Below are 691 nucleotides of genomic sequence, written 5' to 3' on the forward strand. Positions count from 1 at the left end.
ACGGCATCACGGGCCCGCTCGGGATGCCGGTCGGCATCTCGGTGCGCCCGGAGCGCATTCACGTGTCGCGCGAGAAGCCGGGCTCGAAACACAACTGGGCGCGCGGCGTCGTGACCGACATCGCGTATATGGGCAGCTACTCGCTGTATCACGTGCGCCTGCCGAGCGGCAAGACGGTCGTGTCGAACCTGTCGAGCTCGCACCTGATGAACGACAACGCACCGGCGTGGAACGACGACGTGTTCGTGTCGTGGTCGCCGGCCAGCGGCGTCGTACTGACGCAGTGAGGACGCCACGATGAGAACCTCCGCCTCCAATCCGTCCGCGCCGGTGTCGTCCGGCGCAGCAAGCACCGGCGCCGGTCGCGCCCGCCCGGGCCGCTTCGCGATGCTGCAGCGCTTCCTGCCGTCGGGCCGCAGCGTCGCGATCGGCGTGCCGTTCGTGTGGCTTGCCGTGTTCTTCGCGCTGCCGTTCGTGCTGGTGCTGAAGATCAGCTTCGCCGACCAGGTGATGGGCATCCCGCCGTACACGTCGCTCGTCGAGATCAAGGACGGCGTCGTGCACTTCGCGCTGCAGATGTCGCACTACGCGTTCCTGCTGCAGGACGACCTGTACATCGCGACCTACCTCAGCTCGCTGAAGATGGCCGCCGTGTCGACGGTGCTGTGCCTGCTGATCGGCTATCCGATGG

At 67.1% G+C, this 691-nt stretch carries 1 protein-coding gene and 1 pseudogene; both read left to right on the top strand.

Annotated elements, in window-relative coordinates; translation table 11 throughout:
* A partial coding sequence (locus tag G3O06_RS48635; RefSeq protein WP_205820502.1) for a TOBE domain-containing protein occupies positions 1–287 on the top strand: 287 nt, incomplete at its 5' end.
* Positions 288–297: 10 nt separating this feature from the next.
* A pseudogene (locus tag G3O06_RS48640) lies at positions 298–691 on the top strand (putrescine ABC transporter permease PotH); the annotation flags it as partial.

This window comes from Burkholderia sp. Ac-20345 (assembly GCF_017104825.1).
Taxonomy (GTDB): Bacteria; Pseudomonadota; Gammaproteobacteria; order Burkholderiales; family Burkholderiaceae; genus Burkholderia; species Burkholderia lata_B.